This is a genomic window from Microbispora sp. CSR-4 (assembly GCF_008033685.1).
Classification (GTDB): domain Bacteria; phylum Actinomycetota; class Actinomycetes; order Streptosporangiales; family Streptosporangiaceae; genus Microbispora.
Genome location: NZ_VJVX01000033.1, coordinates 42,755 through 61,970, shown reverse-complemented (window position 1 = coordinate 61,970; position 19,216 = coordinate 42,755). Strand labels below are relative to the sequence as shown.

At 71.9% G+C, this 19,216-nt stretch carries 18 protein-coding genes; 12 read left to right on the top strand and 6 right to left on the bottom strand.

All coding sequences use genetic code 11. The annotated features are described in order from the left end of the window. Positions 1-27 precede the first annotated feature (27 nt). A complete protein-coding gene (locus FLV34_RS23430; RefSeq protein WP_147944060.1) occupies positions 28-1,542 on the bottom strand; it encodes an LCP family protein in 1,515 nt (504 codons plus the stop codon). A gap of 54 nt (positions 1,543-1,596) precedes the next feature. Here FLV34_RS23430 and FLV34_RS23425 point away from each other — a divergent pair, with 54 nt between their 5' ends. Continuing rightward, on the top strand, positions 1,597-2,655 hold the full coding sequence (locus FLV34_RS23425; RefSeq protein WP_147944059.1) for a glycosyltransferase family 2 protein: 1,059 nt from the start codon (positions 1,597-1,599) through the stop codon (positions 2,653-2,655). Positions 2,656-2,769: 114 nt separating this feature from the next. Here FLV34_RS23425 and FLV34_RS23420 read toward each other — a convergent pair whose 3' ends face one another. Continuing rightward, a complete protein-coding gene (locus tag FLV34_RS23420) occupies positions 2,770-4,620 on the bottom strand; it encodes a CDP-glycerol glycerophosphotransferase family protein (protein WP_147944058.1) in 1,851 nt (616 codons plus the stop codon). Positions 4,621-4,654: 34 nt separating this feature from the next. Continuing rightward, positions 4,655-6,061, bottom strand: a complete 1,407-nt coding sequence (locus FLV34_RS23415) for a bifunctional cytidylyltransferase/SDR family oxidoreductase (RefSeq protein WP_185948938.1) — start codon at positions 6,059-6,061, stop codon at positions 4,655-4,657. Positions 6,062-6,229: 168 nt separating this feature from the next. Between FLV34_RS23415 and FLV34_RS23410 the strand changes: the two genes are divergently transcribed. From FLV34_RS23410 to FLV34_RS23385, 6 genes are all read left to right on the top strand, one after another. Next, on the top strand, positions 6,230-7,738 hold the full coding sequence (locus FLV34_RS23410) for a CDP-alcohol phosphatidyltransferase family protein (RefSeq protein ID WP_260617161.1): 1,509 nt from the start codon (positions 6,230-6,232) through the stop codon (positions 7,736-7,738). Beyond that, positions 7,735-8,400: a DUF5941 domain-containing protein gene (locus FLV34_RS23405; RefSeq protein ID WP_142646385.1), complete on the top strand. Its 666-nt coding sequence runs from the start codon at positions 7,735-7,737 to the stop codon at positions 8,398-8,400. The genes FLV34_RS23410 and FLV34_RS23405 overlap by 4 nt, the downstream gene beginning before the upstream one ends. 93 nt (positions 8,401-8,493) lie before the next feature. Next, positions 8,494-9,225 carry a sugar phosphate nucleotidyltransferase gene (locus FLV34_RS23400; protein ID WP_142622796.1) on the top strand — a complete coding sequence of 244 codons (732 nt, stop codon included), beginning with the start codon at positions 8,494-8,496 and terminating at the stop codon, positions 9,223-9,225. 44 nt (positions 9,226-9,269) lie between these two features. Continuing rightward, positions 9,270-10,310 carry an iron-containing alcohol dehydrogenase family protein gene (locus tag FLV34_RS23395; protein WP_168065758.1) on the top strand — a complete coding sequence of 347 codons (1,041 nt, stop codon included), beginning with the start codon at positions 9,270-9,272 and terminating at the stop codon, positions 10,308-10,310. Further along, a complete protein-coding gene (locus FLV34_RS23390) occupies positions 10,288-11,046 on the top strand; it encodes a CDP-alcohol phosphatidyltransferase family protein (protein ID WP_142646381.1) in 759 nt (252 codons plus the stop codon). Before FLV34_RS23395 ends, FLV34_RS23390 begins: the two co-directional genes overlap by 23 nt. 180 nt (positions 11,047-11,226) lie before the next feature. After that, positions 11,227-12,108, top strand: coding sequence for a glycosyltransferase family 2 protein (locus tag FLV34_RS23385; RefSeq protein WP_142646379.1), 882 nt, complete (start codon positions 11,227-11,229; stop codon positions 12,106-12,108). Positions 12,109-12,173: 65 nt separating this feature from the next. Here FLV34_RS23385 and FLV34_RS23380 read toward each other — a convergent pair whose 3' ends face one another. After that, positions 12,174-13,052: a GNAT family N-acetyltransferase gene (locus tag FLV34_RS23380; protein ID WP_147944057.1), complete on the bottom strand. Its 879-nt coding sequence runs from the start codon at positions 13,050-13,052 to the stop codon at positions 12,174-12,176. Positions 13,053-13,228: 176 nt separating this feature from the next. Between FLV34_RS23380 and FLV34_RS23375 the strand changes: the two genes are divergently transcribed. Continuing rightward, a complete protein-coding gene (locus tag FLV34_RS23375) occupies positions 13,229-14,194 on the top strand; it encodes an ion transporter (protein ID WP_222709594.1) in 966 nt (321 codons plus the stop codon). 9 nt (positions 14,195-14,203) lie between these two features. Here the strand turns inward: FLV34_RS23375 and FLV34_RS23370 are convergent, their stop codons facing one another. After that, positions 14,204-14,953 carry an acetoacetate decarboxylase family protein gene (locus tag FLV34_RS23370; RefSeq protein WP_147944056.1) on the bottom strand — a complete coding sequence of 250 codons (750 nt, stop codon included), beginning with the start codon at positions 14,951-14,953 and terminating at the stop codon, positions 14,204-14,206. 149 nt (positions 14,954-15,102) lie between these two features. On the opposite strand from FLV34_RS23370, the gene FLV34_RS23365 reads away from it, so the two are divergent. The 4 genes from FLV34_RS23365 (at position 15,103) to FLV34_RS23350 (ending at position 18,009) form a co-directional block, all read left to right on the top strand. Continuing rightward, complete coding sequence (locus FLV34_RS23365; protein ID WP_142646735.1) at positions 15,103-15,471, top strand: YciI family protein; 369 nt, start codon at positions 15,103-15,105, stop codon at positions 15,469-15,471. Next, positions 15,455-16,702, top strand: coding sequence for an RNA polymerase sigma factor (locus FLV34_RS23360; RefSeq protein WP_142646373.1), 1,248 nt, complete (start codon positions 15,455-15,457; stop codon positions 16,700-16,702). Before FLV34_RS23365 ends, FLV34_RS23360 begins: the two co-directional genes overlap by 17 nt. Positions 16,703-16,984: 282 nt before the next feature. Continuing rightward, positions 16,985-17,338: a hypothetical protein gene (locus FLV34_RS23355; RefSeq protein WP_147944055.1), complete on the top strand. Its 354-nt coding sequence runs from the start codon at positions 16,985-16,987 to the stop codon at positions 17,336-17,338. Continuing rightward, positions 17,335-18,009, top strand: coding sequence for a hypothetical protein (locus FLV34_RS23350; protein ID WP_142646369.1), 675 nt, complete (start codon positions 17,335-17,337; stop codon positions 18,007-18,009). Before FLV34_RS23355 ends, FLV34_RS23350 begins: the two co-directional genes overlap by 4 nt. Positions 18,010-18,016: 7 nt before the next feature. On the opposite strand, the gene FLV34_RS23345 is transcribed toward FLV34_RS23350, so the two are convergent. Then, entirely contained in the window at positions 18,017-19,153 is a 1,137-nt protein-coding gene (locus tag FLV34_RS23345) for a glycosyltransferase (protein ID WP_147944054.1), read from the bottom strand. Positions 19,154-19,216: the final 63 nt, after the last annotated feature.

Sequence of the window (19,216 nt, the reverse complement as noted above, 5' to 3'; positions counted from 1 at the left end):
GGTCCGACGCGAATGCTGGCCGGGCGGTTACTTCTTGCAGATGTTCTGCGTGGCGGTGCGGGCGGAGGGGGTCGCCTGCGGCGTGGGCGATGCGGACGCGGCGGCGTCTTCCGGCGCGGTGACCTTCACCTTCTTCACGTCATGGTTCTTCTGGCCGACCACCACCTCGATGCCGGCCACGTCGGGCTGCTCGCGCAGCTCGGCGCCCGGGATGGCGGCGGCCACCGTACGAGCCGAGTCCTCGCGGCCGGGCGGATAGCGGATGACCGTGGTGGCGAAGTCGCGGCGGGTCGTGTCGCCGGGAGGCGACGGCACCATGAACCCGGCATCGACGAGGCGGGCCTTCGTGGTCGCGCCGAGACCGGTGATGAGCGTGCCGTTGAGCACCTTGACCGAGATGCGGCCCGGCGGGATCGTGAGCGCCGTCGGAGAGGCAGAAGGAGAGGCCACGGCGCTCGCGGACGCGGCGGGGCTGCCTGTAGGAGACGCCGAGGCCTTCGCCGAGGGCTTGACGAGGGGCTGGTCGGCGGCGATCCGCTGGAACAGGTCGCGGGCCGCCGTCTTGTCCCACAGCACCGCGGACTCGCCCGTGGGCGTGTGGTAGTTCACGTCGGCCAGCGGCACGGTCGCGAACGACACGTCGTCGGTCGAGACGGTCTTGAACTGGTTCACCATGCCGAGCAGGTTCTTCTGCAGGGCCGCGTCCACGGTGAGCGTCTTGAACGTCGAGTCGAGGAACCCGGTGAGCTTGACGGGATTGGCGAGCGTGCCGCCGCTGAGCGCCTTGCCGAGCAGCGCGGAGATGACCTGCTGCTGCCGGTCGATGCGGTCGAGGTCGGAGCGCGCCGTGGCCCTCGTGCGGGCGTACGCGAGCGCGTTGACGCCGTCCAGCGTGTACGTCCCCGGCTGGAGGTGCAGTCTGGTCTTCGGGTCGTCGATGGGCACCGGCGTGCAGACGGTGACGCCGCCCAGCGACTCCACGACATCGATGAACCCGAGCACGTTGACCTCGATGTAGTGGTTGATGCTCAGGCCCGTCGCCTGCTCCACCGTCTTCACGGCCAGCTTGGCTCCGCCGAACTGGTACGCAGAGTTGATCTTGTGCTCGCCCTTGCCGGGGATCGTCGTCCAGGTGTCCCTCGGCAGGCTGACGACGGTCACCCTGCGGTGGTCCTCCGACAGGTGGATCACCATCATCGTGTCGGTGCGCTGGCCGACGTCGCGGCCGAGGTGGAGCTGGTTCTGCTGGCGCCTGGTCAGGTTGTCGCGCTTGTCCACGCCCACCAGCAGGATGTTCATCGCGCCCGTGGATTCGGCCTCGCTCGTCCCGGCGTCCACCGAGCGGATGCGGTTGAGCGCGTAGTTCGGCGCGAACCACGCCACGCCCGAGCCGATCAGCACGACTCCCGACAGCGAGCCCGATATGACCAGGGATCGGAGGCTCGTCCTCCGCCGGCGGGCGCGTTGCGCCGTCAGCCTAACCCCGCCGTACCCGTCGCCCCCTACGCGGACGCCGGAGTCCTCCTCATGGTCGCCGGGCATTCCCGTCCTCCGGTTGCCGTCTCCACCCCTCCGTACAGTAGCGTGAGCGCCGCCATGAAGCCCTTTCCCGACTCGCGACAGTCGAGCCAGAATCCCGCGCGGCCCTGGCCGCCGGTGTCGGTGATCATGCCGGTGCTCAACGAGGAACGGCACCTGCGCGACGCCGTACGGCAGGTCCTCGAACAGGACTACGAGGGCCCCCTTGAGGTCGTCATCAGCGTGGGCCCCTCCCATGACCGCACACAGGAGGTCGCCGACGCCATCGCGGCCGAGGACCGCCGTGTCGTCGTCGTGCCGAACCCCACCGGCCGCACTCCCAACGCGCTGAACGCCGCCATCGCGGCGTCCCGCAACCCCATCGTCGCGCGGGTGGACGGACACGCGATCCTGCCCCGCGACTACCTTCGTACGGCAGTGGAGACGCTGGAGCAGACCGGCGCCGACAACGTCGGCGGCATCATGGCCGCCGAGGGGATCACGCCGTTCGAGCAGGCGGTGGCCTGCGCCATGACCTCGAAGATCGGCGTGGGCAACGCGCGGTTCCACACGGGCGGGGAGGCCGGTCCGGCCGACACCGTCTACCTCGGCGTCTTCCGCCGCAGCGCCCTCGACCGGGTGGGCGGCTACGACGAGCACTTCCTGCGCGCGCAGGACTGGGAGATGAACCACCGCATCCGGGAGACCGGCGGGCTCGTGTGGTTCCAGCCGAGAATGCGCGTCACCTACCCTCCCCGGCCCAACGTGCGCGCCCTGGCCAAGCAGTACTTCCACTACGGCCGTTGGCGGCGGGTCGTCTCCCGCACCCACCAGGGCACGATCAACCTGCGCTACCTCGCCCCGCCGGCCGCCGTGGCGGCGATGGCGCTGGGCCTGGTGGTCTCACCCTTCTTCCTGCCCGGCCTGATCATTCCCGGGGGTTATCTCCTCGCGATCCTGGCGGGCTCGGTGCTCACCGGCCGCGGGCTGCCCGGCGCCGCGCTCGTCCGCCTGCCGCTGGTGTACGCCACCATGCACGTCTCGTGGGGGACGGGCTTCCTGACCAGCCCCCCGAAGCTCAGCAAGCCCCGCCCCAAGCCGGAGCGGGCGAGCCTAGAGGACCTCTTCGAAGACTGAGGTGTCGAGCGTGAAGCCGATCGGGTGGGGGACGAAGATCTCCCGCCCGAAGGGCACCGTCGAGGTCACCTGGTATCGCCCTTCCTTGGCATCCATAAGCTCTCCTCGGCGCGTTCACTCGTGTACGACAGGATCGAGGGCGCTCAGTCCGAGGGAGAGGGCGCGGGCCTCGGCCCGGGCGGCGGCACGCCGTACGGCCTCCTCGAAGCGGGCCAGCGGGTCGCGCTGGTCGGCGCCGAGCAGGTAGGCGCGCAGCGCCCGCCGGGCGGCGGCCATGTCGTCCTCTCCGACCACGTCGAGGCGGCGCAGGATGTCCGGGAGCTCCGCCAGGTCGGGCCCGAGCAGGTAGGCCGCCCCGGCCGCCGGGTAGCGCTCGCGGAACCGGTCCTCCGGCAGGCCCGCCACGTTGGCCACGACATACGGCTTGCCGCTGGCGACGAAGTCCGACACCACGCTGGAGATGTCCGAGATCAGCACGTCGGCCTCGTTGAAGCACTCGTACAGCGACGGCTCGCGGCCGGTCACGACGAGGTGCGGCATGCCGGTGCTCTCGGACAGCAGCCTGATGATCTTCCGGTGGGCCGTGCGGGCGGCCTGCGAGCGGTGACCGGTCAACGGGTGGGGCTTGTAGATCACCCGCACCGGCTCGTCGAGCAGAGCGCGCACGATCGCGGGGCCCATGGCGACGAGCGAGCTGTGGAACAGGTCGTCGCTCCACCCCTCCCACGTGGGCGCGTACAGGATGGTCCGGTGCGGCGCCGCCCCCTCGGCGTACGGGCTGGTGCGCCGCACCCCGGCGAGCTGGGGGCGGCCGACCTCCTCGATGGCCTCGTCGCGCACGCCCACCTGTGCGCGCAGGTAGCGGTCGCGCCCGGCCGGCCCGGCCACCCAGACCTCGTCGTACACCTTGGTGTACGGGTTGAAGGACGCCTCCTTGTCGCTGTCGCCGTGGCCGATGAACACGCTCCGCACGCCCGGCACCCGGAGCATGTGGATGTTGTTGCCGACGTTGGCGGGGAACAGCGCGACCCGCACGCCGTCGAGCGCGCGGAAGTTCATGAGGTCGACGGAGGAGGGGACGCACACCACCGGCAGCGTCGTCGATCCGATGGCCGTGACCTGGGCCCGCTCACGCAGCACCACGAGCGTCCTCGGGGTGATGCGCTCCAGCGTCCCGAGCCACATCGTGGCCTGGTAGGCCGCCGTGACCGGTCCGGAGAAGTACATGACGACCTCGGGCCGGTAGGCGGCGACCCACTTGTCCACGACCGCGAGCAAGCGGCGCCGGTCGCCCAGGTGCCTGGCCCGCCGCGCGTGCACGAGCAGCAGGGCCACCGCGACGACCTCCAGCGCCAGGGCCGCGGCGGCGCCCGCCGCGCCCGTCCAGCCCAGGCCCGCCGCCGCCCCGGCAGCGGCCGGCACGACCGCGAGCGCGTCGAGGTAGAGCAGCTTGGCGCCCCGGCAGGTGAGCAGCGCGCGCGGCGGCGCGGGCGGGATCCGCAGCGCGGGCAGGTCGATGTTGCGGGTCACCACCGGCATCTGGTTGTGCCGCCGGTCGACGTGCTCGGCGAGCCACGTCTGCACCGCACGCAGGCCGTGGAACAGGAACAGCCCGGCCGCGAACGCCGCGAACCACCACGGCCGTCCCGGGGCCAGCCGCGCCAGCATCACCACGACGGCCGTCTCACGCGACAGGAAGCGGACCGTGGCCCCGAGATGGGCCCGGCTCAGCATCGCCGCCGCCCGGCCGGGCAGCGCGATCTCCGCGGCGTACGACAGCGGCACGAGCAGTGCGAACGTCGCCGGCAGCGGCCACACGGCGGCCGTGAGCAGGGCCGGGTAGGACGCGAGCGTGAGCGCGGTGAACGCGCCCCTGCGCCCACCGGCCAGGCCTCTCAGCGCCGGTCGCCGGGCCAGCCTGACCAGTGCGTGCGGGGCCCTGCGCCCCCTGTTGTTTCCCCCCATGGGCGGGCGCCCGTCCCTCCGTTGATGGTTGTGTTCATCGGTTGAGCCGTACGTCCACGACCTGTCCCGTGAGGCGGGACAGCAGCACGTCGATGCTGGTGCGGGCGACGGCGGCGGGGGAGAGAAGCGTTCCGGCGGGTTCGTCGCCGAACGCGCGCAGCCGCATGGGGGTGGCGGTGCGCTCGGGGTTGACGCAGTTGACGCGGACACCCTGGCAGGCCCACTCGTCGGCGAGCGCCTGGGTGAGGTTGACGACGGCGGCCTTCGTCGAGGAGTAGAGGCTGTAGTCGGCCCGGCCGCGGGTGTAGGACGAGGACGTGTAGAGCAGCAGGTGACCGCGGGTCTCCATCAGGTATTTCACGGAGGCGCGGGCGATGTTGACCGGTCCGAGGTAGTTGATCCCGATGGTCTCCTCGATCGTGTGCTGCCCGGACTCGCCGAGCTTGCCCATGTGCAGCACGCCCGCCGTGTTGACGACGTAGTCGATCCGGCCGGTCTCGGCGTACACGCGGGCGAGCGCGTCCTCCACGGCGGCGACGTCCTCGACGCGCACGCCGTTCTGGCTGCGGGAGAACGAGTGGACGCTCGCGCCGTAGCCCTTGGCCAGCGCGACGATGTCCGCGCCGATGCCGTAGCTGCCGCCGAAGACCACGAGCGTGCGGCCTTCGAGCCCGGCCCGGTACGCGTCCTCGTCCAGCGCGGGTGCGGTGTTCTCGGCGAGCTGGAAGAGCTTGTCGGCGATGAAGACGTCGACCGGATGGGTGACCTTCATGTTGTGCTCGCTGCCGGGCACGATGTAGATCGGCACGTCGGGCAGGTAGCGCAGCACGACGCCGCAGTCGTCCGTCGTGGGCAGCGAGGGGAACTCGGGGTCGGCCAGGGCCCGCTCGTACGCCGCCCGGATCACCGACAGGCGGAAGCACTGCGGGGTCTGCCCCCGGCGCAGCCGGGAGCGGTCGGGGATGTCGCGGATGATGTCGCCGCGCGGGCCTGGGGCGGCCACCACGATCGTGTCGGAAGAGGGGATCGCCACCTCGACCGCCTCGTAGCGTTCGAGGGCCGCCACGCACTCGCTGATGATGCGGGGCTCGATCAGCGGCCGTACGGCGTCGTGCAGCAGCACGTCGCACTCCTGCTCGCCCAGCGCGCACAGCGCCCGCCAGGTCGTCTCGGTGCGGCTCGCACCGCCTTCGAGCACCCGGCCGACCTTGGTGTAACCGTTCCTCCTGACGATCTCCTCGGCCTCGGCGACGAAGCCGGGAGCCATCAGGACGACGACCTCGTCGATCTCCGGGTGGCCGTCGAACACGTCGAGGGTGTGCTCCAGGATCGTCTTCCCGGCGATCTTCAGAAGCTGTTTCGGGGTGTTGAGGCCCACGCGCTGACCGACGCCGCCGGCCAGCACCACCCCCACCCTGCGCAGACGCGATTCGGCGATCATGTTGTCCTCCCCGGAGGAGACCATACCCGTGCCGGAAGCCGGAGAAGGTGATTGCCACCTTGTGATCACTCGGTTACTTTGCGAGGTGAGCACGTGCGGTCAACGTGAAACGGGTTTCATATGGGGGCGGATCCGAGCAAGCCCGGTACGTCACGGGACACAGAAACGGTGGCGGTCGTCCTCGCGACCTCGCCGGCCGCCGGGCTGCCCTGGTCGGACGGCGCCCGATCCGAGGGCAGCCTCCTGGAGCGGCTCATCGCCCAGCTCCTCACGCTGCCGGTCCGCGAGGTGCTGGTCGTGGTCCGGAGCCAGGACGCCCAGGCCGGAGAGTGGGAGAAGAGCGCCGAGGGCGGCCCACGCCACCAGATCTGCGTCAGCGACGGGCTCGCCGAGGACCTGCGGATCGTGGCCAAGACGGCCCGCGCCTCGACCTCCCCGGTCGCCGTGCTGGCCGCCGACCTGGTCGCGCACACCGAGGCGCTGTCGCTGCTGCTCGAACATCCCGCGCGCCCGACCGGCGCGCTCGTCGCCAGTGGCGACCCGGCCCCGCTGCGTCCGCCCGTACGGACCGAGTGGGGCCGCGTCGTGTCGGCGGGCACGTCCTTCCACGAGGTCGAGTGGGCCAACGGCACCTTCCGCGGCGTCCTCCAGGTCGGCGAGGCCCACCTGGCCGGGCTGGCCGACATCGCCGAGGACCTGGCCGACCTGGCCCAGCGCCGCCACCTCGGGCGGGTCGGCGACGGCGAGGTCCCGGAGCTGCTGCTCACGGGCCTGGTGCGGGCGGGCGTGCAGGTGCACGCCGTCACGCTGAACACCCTGCACTGCGGGCGGGTCGGCACACGCCCGGCCGCCGAGCGCGCGGTGCGCGAGCTTGCCGACGTCGACGAGGCGCAGGCCCGGCTCGACGCCGCGGTGAAGAGCGGCGACGGCTTCTTCACCACCTTCTGCGTCAGCTCGTGGTCGCGTCACCTCATCCGCCCGGCCGCCCGTCTCGGCCTGACTCCGAACACGGTCACCGGCATCTCGGTCGCCTTCGCCGCCATCGCCGCGATCTGGTTCTCCGACGGCGGCAGGGCGGGGCTCGTCGTCGGCGCCGTCGCGCTCTACCTGTCGTTCGTGCTCGACTGCCTGGACGGGCAGCTCGCCCGATACACGCGCCGCTTCTCCCCGCTCGGGAGCTGGCTCGACGCGATCAGCGACCGGTTCAAGGAATACCTGGTGTACGTCGGCCTCGCGGCCGGATACGTGTCGGCGTCCCGGGAGCCGTGGGAGATCTGGGCCCTGGCGGTGGGCACGATGATCCTCCAGACGGTCCGCCACATGGTCGACTTCTCCTACGCGGGCGCGGTGGCCGACCGGGCCAGGGCGGCCGGGCTGCGGGCGGCGGCCCCGCGTTCGATGGCGGTGCCCTGGGACGAGGCGCCCGCCGCGGCCGCCGCGAAGGGCACCGGATCGGTGCTGGCGCTGTCGCGGCGGCTCGACGCGCTGAGCGGCGCGCGGGGCGTGGCCTACTGGGCGAAGAAGATGATCGTCCTGCCGATTGGGGAGCGCATGGCGCTGATCTCGGTGACCGCCGCGCTGTTCGACGCGCGGGTGACGTTCCTCGCGCTGCTTGGCTGGGGCGCGGTGGCCCTCGCCTACACGGCCGCCGGGCGGATGGCGAGGTCGTTCGCATGAGCCGTCGGCCCCGGGAGGCGGGCGGGAAGACGCGGGGCGCGATCTCCGTGCACATGACGCCGGTGCCGCGCAGCGTCGTGGTGGCCAACCGTGACGACGGCCCGCTGTCGAAGGCGATGGGGCTGCTCGTGGCCGGGCAGCTCCCGCCGCTGCCGCCCGCGATCGCGGGGGCCTTCGTGACCGCCGTGCTGCTCGTGCTCGGCATCGCCGGGGCCGACGACTTCGCGGTCTTCGCCCCGGCGGTGGCGCTGCTGCTGGCCGGGGCGGGCAGCGCCCACCGGCACGACGGTCGGCTCGACTGGCTGGCGCCCCCGATCCTGCGGCTGACCGAGTATGGCTTCATCGCCTCGGCCGGATTCGCCCGCTCCGTGCCGCCGGTGATCATCGTCGCGCTGCTCGGCGCGCTGGCATTCCATCACTACGACACGGTCTATCGGCTGCGCCAGCACGTGTATCCGCCGCCGTGGCTGGCGACGGCGGGGCTCGGCTGGGACGGCCGGATGCTGGTCGTCGCCCTGGGCGGCCTGCTCGGCCTGGTGCCCGTCGTGTTCGTCCTGCTGGCGCTCTACCTGTGGTGCCTGTTCGCCTGGGAGAGCGTGACCTGCTGGCTCGCCGCACCCCGCACTCCCGACGAGGCGGTGGAACCGGCGGCCCAGGATTAACGTCAGACCAACGGTGGATTACCCAATCGGGGTGCCGAGCCAACTAACCTTTGGGGTTACTGTCTGACGCTCGACCTCAAGGAGTGCGGGAAATTGCTCGGAATGGTGCTGGCCGCCGGGGCCGGACGTCGCCTGCGGCCGTACACCGACACGCTGCCGAAGGCGCTGGTGCCGGTCGACGGTGAGACCACGATCCTCGACATCGCTCTGCGCAACCTGGCGGCCGTGGACCTCCGCGAGGTCGTGGTGATCGTCGGCTACCAGGCCCAGGCCGTACGGGAACGGCAGGCCGACCTGGAGCGGCGCCACGGGGTGAAGCTCACGCTTGTCCACAATGACAAGGCCGAGGAGTGGAACAACGCCTATTCGCTGTGGTGCGCCCGCGACTACTTCTCCCAGGGCGCGCTGCTGGTCAACGGCGACACCGTCCACCCGGTGTCGGTGGAGCGGACCCTGCTGGCCGCAGAGAACACCTCCGACATCCTGCTCGCCGTCGACGATGTGAAGTCGCTGGCGGACGAGGAGATGAAGGTGACCCTGGAGGACGGCCGGCTGAAGCGGATCACCAAGCTCATGGACCCGGCCGACGCGTACGGCGAGTACATCGGCGCCACGCTCATCCGGCCGGGCGCGGCCGAGCGGCTCGCCGACGCGCTGAAGGCCACGTTCGAGCGCGACCCGCAGCTCTATTACGAGGACGGCTACCAGGAGATGGTCGAGCGCGGCGAGAAGATCGCCGTCGCCCCGATCGGCAAGGTCGAGTGGGTCGAGGTGGACAACCACGACGACCTCGCGAAAGCCCGTGAGATCGCGTGCCGTTACTGATTTCCGCGGTCTTGTGAGGAGTTCGCATGCCGATTCTGGCAAGGATGCTTCCCGCTCCCCTCTCGATGGAGGTGCGGCGGGGCGCGATCGCGCAGCTCGGGACCCTGCTGGCCGACAGCCGGGTGGCCACGTCCGGGCAGGTGGCGGTCGCGGTCGGCCCGAACCAGGGGGACCGGATCACCGAGGTCATCGCGCCCTCGCTCGGTGACGCCAAGGTCTTCCGGGTCGCCGACGGCACGGTCGACGCCGCCATCGCACTCGGCGCGGACCTGCGCAAGGGAGCGTTCGAGGCCGTCGTCGGGATCGGCGGTGGCAAGACGATCGACGCCACGAAGTACGCCGCCTCGCTGGCCGGGATCCCGATGGTCGCGGTGGCGACCAACCTCTCGCACGACGGCATCTGCTCGCCGGTGGCCTCCCTCGTCCACGACGGGGGCAAGCCGTCGTTCGGCGTGCCGATGCCGCTGGCGATCATGGTGGACCTCGACTTCGTGCACGACGCGCCGCAGTCCCTCGTACGAGCCGGTGTCGGCGACGTGGTGAGCAACCTGTCGGCGATCGAGGACTGGCAGCTCGGCCGGACCGAGCGCGGCGAGCCCGTCGACGGGGTGGCGATCTCCATGGCCCGTACGGCGGCCGAGGCGGTGCTGGGCCGGGCGGACTCCATCGAGTCGGACGCGTTCCTGACCGTGCTGGCCGAGGCGCTGATCATGTCGGGCATGTCGATGGTCATCGCCGGGTCAAGCCGTCCGGCGAGCGGCGGAGATCATGAGATCATGCATGCCGTGGACCAGCTTTTCCCTGGGACCGCCAACCACGGCGAGCTGGCCGGGATCGGCGCGGCCTTCTGCTTCTTCCTCCGGGAGGACTCCCACCGGCTCGGCCAGGTCGTCGGCTGCCTGCGGCAGCACAACCTGCCCGTCGCCCCCGGCGACGTCGGCCTGACGCACGAACAGTTCACCGAGGCAGTGATGCTCGCCCCGAGCACGCGGCCCGGCCGCTACACCATCCTTGAGCACCTCCGGCTGTCGGAGCACGAGGTCCGGGGGAGAGTTGAGGACTATGTCCGCGCCGTCGGTCGCTGAGCTTCGCGCGGTCGCCCAGCCGCAGACCACCATGGACCGCCGCAGCGGCGAGCACTGGGCCGGCCTGCTGTACATGCGGCGCCTGTCCATCTACGCCACCTGGCTGCTGGCCAAGACCCCCATCTCGCCCAACCAGGTCACCGGCCTGATGATCCTGTGCGGGGTGGCGTCGGGCGCCGTGCTCGCCATCCCGGGCTTCTGGGCGGCACTGGGCGCGGCCCTGCTCATCCAGGTCTACCTGCTGCTCGACTGCTCGGACGGGGAGCTGGCCCGCTGGACCGGCCGCACCTCGATCACCGGGGTCTACCTCGACCGGGTCGGGCACTACTTCGCCGAGGCGGCCCTGCTGATCGGGCTGGGCTTCCGGGCGTCGGAGACCCTGCCCGACTGGTACACGGTGATGGGCGTGGCGGCGGCGCTCGGCGCGATCCTGATCAAGTCGGAGACCGACCTGGTCGACGTCGCCCGCGCCCGGTCGGGCCTGGTGGCGACCACCGAGGCGGCGGCGCAGCAGTTCACCTCGCCCCGGCTCGCGCTGGCCCGCAGGGCCGCGGCGGCGCTGCGGTTCCACCGGGTGATCCAGGCCGTCGAACTGTCGCTGATCGTCGTGGTCGCGGCGGTGCTCGACAACTGGTTCTCCGCCACCCGCATCCTCGTGGTCGCCTGCGTGATCATCGCGGTGGTCCAGCTCGTGCTGCACCTGGTCAGCATCCTCGCCTCCCGGCGGCTCTCATGAGCGCGTCGAGTCCCGCGTGGCGTGCTGTCAGGCCGTACATTCACGGTTGGGTAGGGGTTTGGTGTCAGTTCCGATACCCTTGTCCGAAGGTAAACCAGGCAGATTCCGGATTGCCCGGCCATACAGACTCGGTGATCATGAAGTCGTGTGTAGTGCGCCCCATGTCGAGGCAGTGACGCGGTGAAAATCTCCTGTGTCATCCTCACCATGGGCAACAGGATCGCCGAGCTCGACCGGGCGGTGGAGTCCGCGCTCACCCAGACCGACGGCGACATCGAGGTGGTCATCGTCGGCAACGGCGCGGACGTCCCGCAGCTGACCGCCCGGCCGCTGCCCGGCACCGCCGCGACGATCAAGACCGTACGGCTGGAGCGCAACGCGGGCATCCCCGAGGGGCGCAACCGCGGCGTGCAGGAGTGCTCGGGTGACATCGTCCTGTTCCTGGACGACGACGGCTGGTATGCCAACTCCAAGGTCGCCGCGCACGTCCGCGAGCGGTTCACGCACGAGCCCGACCTCGCCGTGATCAGCTTCCGGGTGATGGACCCCGAGGGCGGCTCCGTGCAGCGTCGGCACGTGCCCCGCCTGCGGGCCGGCGACCCCGAGCGGTCGTCGCCGGTGACGACCTTCCTCGGCGGCGCCTGCGCGATCCGCAAGTCGGCGTTCCTCCAGGTCGGCGGGTTGCCGGAGAAGTTCTTCTACGCCCACGAGGAGACCGACCTCGCCTGGCGCCTGCTGGGCGAGGGCTACCGCATCGAATACGACGCCGAGCCGGTCATGTACCACCCGCTGGTGCTGCCGTCGCGGCACACGGACTTCTACCGGCTGAACGCCCGCAACCGAGTCTGGCTGGCCCGGCGCAACCTGCCGTGGCCGCTGGCGATGTTCTACCTGCTCAACTGGGTCGTGCTCACACTCCTACGCGAGCGCTCGATGCCCGCGATCAAGGCGTGGTTCCGCGGCTTCTTCGAGGGGCTGCGCGAGCCGGCGGGCGAGCGCCGTCCCATGGCCTGGCGCACCGCCTGGCGCATGCTGCGGCTCGGCCGCCCGCCCATCGTCTAGATCCGGACGAGCGGCCGGGTCCCCAACGTCCCGGCGCCCGGCCTCTCGCGCGCGGCCTCTCGCGCTCAGCCGAGCGCCGACATGAACGAGGCGACGAGACGGGACCGGTCGCCGGGGAGCGGCCGGCCGCCGTGGACCATGAAGGACGTCGTGGAGGACCGCGCCAGGCCGTGCCCGTCGAACCACGAGACCAGCTCTTCGTGACGGCGGTGGAGGTCGAGCCTGATCCGGACGTCCGCGCCCCGGGCCAGGCCGGTGACCAGGGCCCGGACGGTCGCGTCGTCCTCCGCGACGACCGGCCCGACGAACAATCGGTCGCCGCTCCGCCAGGCCGCCCCGTAGCCGGTGATCTCACCGTCCCGCTCGGCGACCCTGACCTGCTCGGCGAAGGCGAACAGGCGGGCCAGCAGGCGCGATCGGTCGGCCCCGAAGACCTTGACGTCCAGAGCGCACAGCGCGGCCAGGTCCCGCCCGGGCTCGGCGAGCCGGGTCGCGTTCCGGCCGGGGTCCGCCTCGCCGTACGGGCCGTCGCCGGCGTGGAAGCGGCCGACCCGGGCCTCGACCACGCCGACCGTCTCGAAGCCCAGCTTCTCGTACAGTGGCCTGCCATACTCCGTCGCGCACAGGAACACGGTCGCGTCGCCGGCCTCCGCCAGGACGTGCTCCAGGAGACGGCGTCCCAGCCCTCGCCCGCCATAGCGGGAGGCCACCAGCATCATGCCGACCGCGGCGGCCGTCGTGCCATACCGGGTGAGGACGGCCGTTCCCGCCAGCCCGCGGCCGTCCGGGGCGTCGATGCCGAAGCCCTCGCCGTTCTCCAGCAGGAGCCGCCACTTGCGCTCCTCCCTCGGCCAGGAGCGGTCCTGCGCCAGGTCGAGGCAGTGCGGCACGTCCGCGAGACCAAGACGGCGGACGGGCGGAACGGACGGGTCTGCGGGCTTCATGGCCACCTTTCCCTCGACTGCTCTCCGACGGTAGCGCCCCCGGCCTCTATGCCCGGAGCACGGCACCGCACAAAGTCGATCAAAGCAGGGTGCATGGCGCTACCGACCCTCCCTGGGAACGGAGGTCAGGGGCAAACTGTAGGATTTCGGGCGGTCACGCTGTCTGATCTTGGAGTGTGGGATTGCCCTTCCAGCGCGAGCGGCTCCGTGTCTTCATCGACTCTCCGGTCTTCCAACGTGCGGTCATCGCCGTCATCGCGCTGAACGGGCTCTCGCTCGGGCTGGAGACCTCGCACGAGCTGGCCGACCGATACGCCACGGCCTTCCTCGTGATCGACCGGGCCATCCTCGCCGTTTTCGTCGTCGAGATCATCCTGCGGATCGCCGTACACGGAAAGGCGTTCTTCCGCGACCCGTGGAACTGGTTCGACCTGGTCATCGTCGGGATGGCCCTCGTGCCGGCCTCGGAGTCGGTGTCGATCCTGCGGCTCTTCCGGTTCCTGCGGGTCCTGCGGCTGATCTCCGTCGTGCCGGGCATGCGGCGGGTCGTCTCGGCGCTGTTCGCGGCGCTGCCGGGGCTGGCCTCCGCCGTGGTCCTCCTGCTGCTGTCGCTCTACACGGCGTCCGTGATCGGTGAGCAGCTCTTCCACGAAGTGGCCCCGCGCTACTTCGGCGACCTCGGGCGGTCGCTGTTCACGATGTTCACGGTGCTCACGGTCGAGGGCTGGCCGGAGGTGGCCGAGGACGTGATGACGAAGGAGCCGCTCGCGTGGATCTTCTTCGCCACGTTCATCGTGATCACGGCGTTCTTCGTGCTCAACCTGCTCATCGGTGTGATCGTCTCCGCGATGGAGGCGGAGGTGAACGCCCAGCGCTGGAAGGATGACCAGGAGCTGGAGCTGCAGCAGCACATCGCGGTCATGAACGAGATCAGGGCGTTGAACGAGAAGGTCGACCGGCTGGCGGCCCAGCTGCCGGCGCTCGCGGACGCCGCCGCCCGGGACCGGCGCTCCTGCGATCATCAGCCGTCACACGGCGAGGCGCCCCAAGCAGAGGGGGCACGGACCGAGGGGGCACAGACCAAGGGGGCACAGACCAAGGGGGCACAGGCCGAGGCGGACGGCCGGCGTCAGGGCGAGTGACCTCGGGCGTCACGCCGGTCCGGGCTCCTGGAAGGTCATCGACACGTGCTCGGCGGTGGCCGTCATCAGGGCCCGCCGGGGCAGGCCGAGCTCGCTCAGCTCCTTGGCGATGGGGTGGTTGCCCAGGCGGATGAGCGCGCCGCCCGGCCGCCAGCGCACCCCCCGGGCCCGGGCCGTCCAGGGGATGCGGCGGGTGACCCCGTCCCGGGGGGCGTAGGCGTCCGGCACGGGCAGGGCCTCGCCGAGCAGGGGCACGGGCGTCGCCGCGATGCCGGGCCTGAGCAGCAGGTCGACGACCATCCGGCCGTCCCTGCGCAGCAGGCACCGCTTGTACGGCGAGCGGAGTCGCAGGTCCACGTCGGCCAGCTCCTTGGGGAAGCCCCAGATGACCCGTCCGGCCTCCAGCGTGAACGCCTGGTCGACCGGCAGCCAGTGGACGAAGGCGCCCGATCCCGCCCCGCGCAGGTCTTTCAGCCCGGCCAGGAGCCCGGGCCTCGGCGGCGGGCCCGAGCCGTCCGGCCGTACGAGGAAGGTGACCCCGAACTCGTTGTAGGAGCCGAGATCGGAGTCGTGGTAGCGGACGAACACCAGCGAGCACAGGGCCTTGCCCGGCAGAACCTCGGTGACGTCCATCCTGGAGTACGCGAGGACCGCGCGGGCCGCGTCGGCCCGCACGAGGTAGGCGGCGACGCAGACCGACGCGTCGCGGACCTCCACCGGCGTCTCGACCCTGCGACCCTGGACGAGATGGCTTGCCATGCTCCCAGTACAGCAAGCCGGGCGGCCGGGCGACAGCCGTACGGCGGCAAGGTTGTGCCAGTCCTGGTGTCGATTCGGGGGGTGGCCGGTCGTGTAGAAGGTGAACGGGCCCGCATCAGGCGGGCCTCACCGAGGAGGTGGACGAGGCCATGAGGCACTATCTGCTCAGCATCCAGCAGCCCGACGGCGACGCGCCCCCGCCGGAGGTCCTGGAGCCGATCATGCGGGATCTGGCGGTCCTCAATGAGGATCTGCGCGCCGCGGGGGCATGGGTCTTCTCCGGCGGGCTGCACGATCCGGGCACGGCGACGGTGGTGCGGGTGCGCGATGGTGAGGAGCTCGTCACCGACGGCCCGTACGCCGAGGGCAAGGAGCACGTCGGCGGGCTGACGATCATCAAGGCGCCCGACCTCGACGCGGCGCTCGAATGGGGGCGCAGGCTCGCCCGTGCGACCACGCTCCCGGTCGAGGTGCGCCCGTTCGCGGGCATCGTGGAGGGCGATGACGACCGGCGATAGGGACCTCGACATCGAGCGGGTGTTCCGCGAGGAGTACGGCCGGGCCGTCGCGGTCCTGGTCCGCCACTTCGGCGACATCGACGTCGCGGAGGAGGCGGTGCAGGACGCGTTCGCCGAGGCGGTGCGGCGCTGGCCGCGCGACGGGCCGCCGCCCAGCCCGGCCGGCTGGATCATCACGACCGCCCGCAACCGGGTGATCGACCGCCACCGGCGGGAGTCCCGGCGTGCGGACAAGCAGGCGTGGGCGGCCCTGCTGCACGCCCCGGGCGACGCGGGCGGCGAACCGGCCGACGAGGAGGGTCCCGTGCACGACGACCGGCTCCGTCTGATCTTCACCTGCTGCCATCCCGCGCTCGCCCCGGCCGCCCGGGTCGCGCTGACGCTGCGCCTGCTCGGCGGCCTCACCACGGCCGAGATCGCGCGGGCGTTCCTGGTCCCCGAGCCGACCATGGCCCAGCGGCTGGTGCGGGCGAAGGCCAAGATCCGCGACGCGGGGATCCCGTACCGCGTCCCGCGCGAGGCCGACCTGCCCGACCGCCTCCGGGCAGTGCTCGCCGTCGTCTATCTGATCTTCAACGAAGGGCACACGGCGAGCGCGGGCGACCGGCTGGCCCGCGAGGACCTGTGCGCGGAGGCCATCAGGCTCGGCCGCCTGCTGGCCGCGCTGATGCCCGACGAGCCGGAGGTCATGGGGCTGCTCGCGCTCATGCTGCTCGTCCACGCCCGCCGCGACGCCCGCACCACCCCGGCCGGCGACCTGGTGCCGCTGCCGGAGCAGGATCGCGGCCGGTGGGACCACGCGCTCGTCTCCGAGGGCCAGGGCATCGTGCGGGCGTGCCTGCGGCGCGGCAGGCCGGGACACTACCAGATCCAGGCGGCGATCAACGCCGTCCACGCCGACGCGCCGGTCGCCGCCGCCACGGACTGGCGGCAGATCCTGAGCCTGTACGACCACCTGCTCGCCCTCGCCCCCAACCCGGTCGTCGCCCTCAACCGCGCCGTCGCGGTGGCCGAGGTGGACGGGCCGCAGGCCGCGCTCGCCCTCGTGGACGATCTCGACCTGGACGGCTACCACCTGTTCCACGCCGTCAGGGCCGACCTGCTGCGGCGGCTCGGCCGGGCCGGGGAGGCCGCGCGGGCGTACGAGGCGGCGATCACACGCACGCGGAACGCCTCCGAGCGGGCGTTCCTCGACCGGCGCCTGCGGCAGGTGCGGGAACTGCCGAGGTAGAGCAGGACGGCGAGCACGCGGCGGTGGTCGTCCTCCATGCCGGGCAGCCGATCGCAAGCGCCGTGCCGTTCAGCGCCGCCGTTGCGTCGCCTGCGGCAGCGGCAGCACCCGGGGCGTACGTGAGCAGGCGGGGGAGTGCCGCGAGAGCACACCGCAGGCCGCGAGGCGGCCGGAGTGAATGCGTGCCAGCACGGAGATCCGGCCAGGGATAGCCCGGATCCGCCGGCGGGGCCGGTGCGCTCACACTGCGGACATCGGTATCCGATCCGCATCTCAGGAGGCATGGTGAAACGCTCGGTTCTCCTCGTCACAGGCCTGGTCCTGGCCGGCCTGTTCGGTCTCGTCGACGTGGTCTCGCTGCCGCTGGGCGACGGCGAGCACCCGCCGTTCGCGGTGGCGCTCCTCGACGGCGTGCTCGGCCTGATCACCGTGGTCGGCGTCGTGCTGGCCTGGCGCGGCAGCCGCGCCGCGGTAGTGGCCGTGGTCGTCACCAGGCTGCTGTCGGGGCTCACCGCGGTGCCGGCGTTCTTCGTCGACGACGTCCCCACACCGGCGATCGCGACGGCCGCGGCCGGCGTCGTGCTGACCCTCGTCTGCGTCGCGTTCCTCGCCCCGGCTCTGCGGTCCCGCACATGACGCCGCCGCGCACTCGTCATCTGCCGCTCGCCCTGGCGTTGTTCACCGCGCCGTTGGGCTTCGTCGTCGCCAACGCCGCCTACGCCTGGGCCACCCGCGCGGGAGGAGACGACAGCACCGGGGCGAACGCACTGGCCCTGGCGTCGGCCCATCCCGGCCTCTACCGCCTCGGCTCGCTCGCCGCCATGGTGGGAAGCCTGCTCATGGTGCCGGCCATGCTCGGCGCGAGGCGCCTCATCGGCGACCGGAGCCGCAGGCTCGGGTTCCTCGGCACGGTTCTCGTGGCAGCGGGATACATCTGCTACTTCGCGATCGCCTTCAACGGGATCGGCAACGTCGTCATGGCCGAGCGTGGGGATCACGCCGCCGATTACGCGGCGGTCATCGACGGCGTCGAGAGCGAGCCGACGGTCGTCTGGGTGTTTCCGCTCTTCGCGCTCGGCAACCTCGTCGGCACGCTGCTGCTCGGGCTGGCCCTGCTCCGCGCCCGCGTGGTGCCGATCTGGGCCGCCGCGGGGGTCGTCGCGTGGCCGCCGCTGCACGTGATCGGCCTCGTTACCGGCTCCGAGTGGTTCGAGGTCGCGGGCGCGGTCACCCAGGCGGCCGGCCTCGCCGCCGCCGGGCTGCGCCTGCTGTCCGCGCCACCCGGCTCCGGCCGGCCCGCGGCATGAGGGGCGGTCAGGCCGGGACCGTACGGCTCGGGCTCAGGGCCGGGACCGTGTCCGGGGCCTGGGCCCACCGCTCCAGCAGGGCGACGAACTCGCCGGCCACGGCGGGCCAGTGGTAGTGGTTCAGCGCCTCGGCGTGGCCCCGGGCGCCCATCTCGGCACGCCGTTCGGCGTCCTCGCGCAGGCGGAGCACGCTCCGCACGACCGCGTCGGCCACCTCGCCGACCTCGCCGAACGGGACGATCGTCCCGCAGCCGGCCCGCTCCACCAGGGACGCCGCCATCGGCAGCGGGGTCGTCACGACGGGGACGCCGCGGGCCATGTATTCGATGATCTTCGTGGGCATCGAGTGGCGATGGTTCGGCACGTCGTGCAGCAGGGACAGCCCGGCCAGGGCGCCCTCGGCCATCCGCAGCGCGTGGTTGTTGGGGACGTACCCGAACCAGTCGAGCAGCCCCGCGCGCTGCGCGTCGCGCAGCATCGGACGCACCTCGGCGTCGGCCGGCCCGATCAGGTCGAGGCGGATGCCGTACGGCCGGAGCCGCCGGGCGACCTCCACCATCTCGGCCGCGCCGCGCGCGAGGGAGATGTGGCCCACGTGGACGATCCGGTTGTCCCCCGGCGGCGCGGGCGGCGCCGGCGGCACGTACGTGTGGTCGGGCACGACGGGATGCGCGCCGGGGAAGCGCGCACGGTAGGACTCCTCGGCGAGCATGAGATGGACCCGCCGCTCCGCCCGGCTCTCGATCGCGCGGATCAGCGGCGGCAGCACGCTCCGCACCGGCCCCGGCAGATACGTCTTGGCGCCGAGCGCCGCGATCGTGTCCTCGTGGACGTCCCAGACCGTGGGAGGCCGGCGGCGCGGCAGCGCGAGCAGCAGCTCGATGTCGTGCACGAGCAGCAGGTCGGCGTCTCGGGCCGCCGTGCGCAGGGCGGAGGCGGCGGCCCGCAGCGCCTTGCCGCCGCGCAGGCCCACGGCCCGCGGCACGTCGACGGCCCGGATGCCCTGCCGCGGCGTCACGTTGCAGTGGCTGAACGGCGCGACGAAGGTGACCTCGTGACCGGAGTCGAGCAGCGCCCGGATCTGCCGGTGGGTGATCCGGGCGTCCTCGGGATGATGGACTGTCGTGCCGACGCATACCCTCATGGAGGAAGGCTGACCGCACCGTCCGAAATGACCGGATGTGCCGGGTGAATGCTCCTCGAAATG

Coding starts and splice junctions, on each gene's coding strand:
- FLV34_RS23345 (WP_147944054.1), bottom strand. CDS start 19,153: ATGAGGGTATGCGTCGGCACGACAGTCCATCATCCCGAGGACGCCCGG.
- FLV34_RS23350 (WP_142646369.1), top strand. CDS start 17,335: ATGACGCCGCCGCGCACTCGTCATCTGCCGCTCGCCCTGGCGTTGTTC.
- FLV34_RS23380 (WP_147944057.1), bottom strand. CDS start 13,052: ATGAAGCCCGCAGACCCGTCCGTTCCGCCCGTCCGCCGTCTTGGTCTC.
- FLV34_RS23360 (WP_142646373.1), top strand. CDS start 15,455: ATGACGACCGGCGATAGGGACCTCGACATCGAGCGGGTGTTCCGCGAG.
- FLV34_RS23430 (WP_147944060.1), bottom strand. CDS start 1,542: ATGCCCGGCGACCATGAGGAGGACTCCGGCGTCCGCGTAGGGGGCGAC.
- FLV34_RS23395 (WP_168065758.1), top strand. CDS start 9,270: ATGCTTCCCGCTCCCCTCTCGATGGAGGTGCGGCGGGGCGCGATCGCG.
- FLV34_RS23415 (WP_185948938.1), bottom strand. CDS start 6,061: ATGATCGCCGAATCGCGTCTGCGCAGGGTGGGGGTGGTGCTGGCCGGC.
- FLV34_RS23420 (WP_147944058.1), bottom strand. CDS start 4,620: ATGGGGGGAAACAACAGGGGGCGCAGGGCCCCGCACGCACTGGTCAGG.
- FLV34_RS23405 (WP_142646385.1), top strand. CDS start 7,735: ATGAGCCGTCGGCCCCGGGAGGCGGGCGGGAAGACGCGGGGCGCGATC.
- FLV34_RS23355 (WP_147944055.1), top strand. CDS start 16,985: ATGGTGAAACGCTCGGTTCTCCTCGTCACAGGCCTGGTCCTGGCCGGC.
- FLV34_RS23390 (WP_142646381.1), top strand. CDS start 10,288: ATGTCCGCGCCGTCGGTCGCTGAGCTTCGCGCGGTCGCCCAGCCGCAG.
- FLV34_RS23425 (WP_147944059.1), top strand. CDS start 1,597: ATGAAGCCCTTTCCCGACTCGCGACAGTCGAGCCAGAATCCCGCGCGG.
- FLV34_RS23365 (WP_142646735.1), top strand. CDS start 15,103: ATGAGGCACTATCTGCTCAGCATCCAGCAGCCCGACGGCGACGCGCCC.
- FLV34_RS23370 (WP_147944056.1), bottom strand. CDS start 14,953: ATGGCAAGCCATCTCGTCCAGGGTCGCAGGGTCGAGACGCCGGTGGAG.